Source organism: Arthrobacter sp. P1_H7 (assembly GCF_056405215.1).
The window spans coordinates 1-1369 of record NZ_JBFUCO010000041.1; the positions used below are offsets into that span (position 1 = coordinate 1).

The following is a 1369-nucleotide window of genomic DNA, read 5'->3' on the forward strand; positions in this document are numbered from 1 at the left end:
TGTGCTGTCTCACCTCATCGTTGACACTTCATGTCTCAACTGATCGTGGACGGTTCATGTCTCAGGACTTCGTGGACGGTTGCTTGCCCGTGCCGTTGAGGCCGATGTAGACGGTTCCTTTGGGCGGGCGCGGGTGGCTGATGATTTCGGTTCCCCGTGCGTCGAAGAACATGATGGTTTCGTCGTCGTAGAGGACGTGGATCTGTTCTCCTGCGTGGTTCGTGCCGATGTAGAAGTGCATGCCGATGACGGTGACTTCGCCCTGACGCCCCACCTTTCGTTGCACGCTCTGGCGTGGTGTGGGTTTGCGGGTTTCGAGGGTCGGGGGCTCTGGCGGCAGGGCTGTCGCGGTGGCGTTCCACGCCTCGGCCGGGGTCGTGCCCGGCGGCAGCGCCTGGTGTTCACGCTCGGTGTTGTAGTASGTGTCGAAGACATCGACACGGGCCTGTAGTTCGGCGACGGTCGCGGCCTGGGGATGGCGGTTCAGGTAGGTGTGCAGGGTCCGGTGGAAGCGTTCGTTCTTGCCCTGGGTGGTGGGTTTGTAGGGTTTTCCGGTGATCGGCACGACGCCGAGAGCCTTGAGGTATTCCACCAGGGCCCCGGTGCGGCCCCTCCGTGTGGGATTGAACGCCGCCCCGTTGTCCGATAGGAACTTTTGGGGCACTCCGTGGCGATCGATAGCTATTCGCACCACCCGGATGGCCGCTTCGGATGTCTCTGMGTCTGCGACCAGCGATGCCAGTGCCAGGCGGGAATGATCGTCGATGAGCTGGAAAATGGCCACCTTGGCTCCGCCGGCCAGCAGCCACTCCGTCGAGTCGATCTGCCAGCAGCCGTTGGGTTCTGGATAGACGAATCTTTGGTAGGCGCTGCGCGGTTTCTTCCTCGGTTCCGGGACCACGACTCCGGCCCGGGTGAAGATCCGGGCCAAGGTGGCACGTGATGGCGGTTGGACCCCTTGGCGTCGGAGTTTGGCGGCGACGCTCAGCGGCCCGYAGTCATAGCCGAGGCTCTTCAGGGACTCCCGGGTCGCGAGAGCCAGCCGCGCCAAAGAGGCATCGACCTTSGCCGGGCTGGTCGCCGGCTTGGTCGAGGCAGTTTCCAAGGCTTTGATCGTCCCCCCGGCGGCAGCCGCGGCCCGGATCTTGTAAAACCATGCCCGGGACACCTTGTGACGTTCGCAGAACTGTGTAACCGCACCCCTCTCAGCGTCGTCAGGCCATGTCGCCACCAAATGCCGGATCTTGATATCGGGGTGCATTTTGCTCATGACCCGAGCAAAACCGGTCCGAGTGTCCACGATGTCCTGAGACACACTGTCCACGATGTCTTGAGACAGAAACGTCCATTAAGTCATGAGACTCCACAG

At 62.3% G+C, this 1369-nt stretch carries 1 protein-coding gene; it reads right to left on the minus strand.

Going from position 1 to position 1369, the window contains the following annotated elements; genetic code table 11:
* Nucleotides 1–61 precede the first annotated feature (61 nt).
* Nucleotides 62–1270, minus strand: a complete 1209-nt coding sequence (locus AC1DXI_RS20720; RefSeq protein WP_476940148.1) for a DDE-type integrase/transposase/recombinase — start codon at nt 1268–1270, stop codon at nt 62–64.
* Nucleotides 1271–1369: the final 99 nt, after the last annotated feature.